Annotated in this window: 1 pseudogene; it reads left to right on the forward strand. The window is 72.3% G+C overall.

Annotation, left to right across the window (positions count from 1 at the left end):
• Nucleotides 1-627 (forward strand): annotated as a pseudogene (locus tag GH736_RS23705) (ABC transporter); the annotation flags it as partial.
• Nucleotides 628-792: the final 165 nt, after the last annotated feature.

Genomic DNA, 792 nt, shown 5'->3' on the forward strand with positions numbered 1-792 from the left:
GGCGCCGCGACCCTCGCCCCCGAGCCCGACCTCGCGCCCCCGCCCGCCGTCGCGGCCCCGGCGCCGCAGACCGTGTACGTGCAGGCTCCCACGCCGCCGAAGGTGCGGAGCAACCGGGGGTTCGGCGTGCTCGTCGCCCTGGTCGGCACCGTCGTCTTCGCGCTGCTCTACGCGGGCGTGTCGTACCTGATCCTCCTCGGACGCGGCGACGTCGCCCAGGCCTCCTCGGTGTTCACGCAGTTCCTCCTGCAGCCGGTCTTCTGGGTGCCGGTGCTCGCCTGCTTCGTCGGCTTCGCCGTGCTCGCCCTCATCGTGAACCGCGGCCCCTGGTGGTGCTACGCCGTGTTCGGCCTGCTGGTCGGCGCGTTCGTCTACCTCTCCTACATCGGCGCGGCGCTGCTCACGGTGCAGGCGTGGACGTTCACGCTGGATCAGGCGAACGACTTCGTCGCGCAGCGCTGGCTCGACCCGTTCGCGATCGTCGCGGGCATCATCGCCCTCGAGGTGCCGATCTGGTTCGGCGGCTGGATCGCGTCGCGCGGCCGTGCGGTCTCGGAGCGCAATCGCCTCGCCCGCGAGGCGTACGACCGCGAGCTCGCCGCGGGCCCGCAGCCGCAGCGCGCCTAGCCGGGCGCCCGGTACGCTGCTGTGTCGGGGATGGTGACCTCTCCCCATCGACAGTGCAGCCCCGATGGCCTTGGGTGGCTCTGTACCCTGCGCACCCGAGGAGCGATGTGAGCATCACGATGCACGTCGACGAGGAGTCGACCCCGGGCATCGGCCCCGACGGAC

Source organism: Agromyces humi (assembly GCF_009720255.1).
Taxonomy (GTDB): domain Bacteria; phylum Actinomycetota; class Actinomycetes; order Actinomycetales; family Microbacteriaceae; genus Agromyces; species Agromyces humi.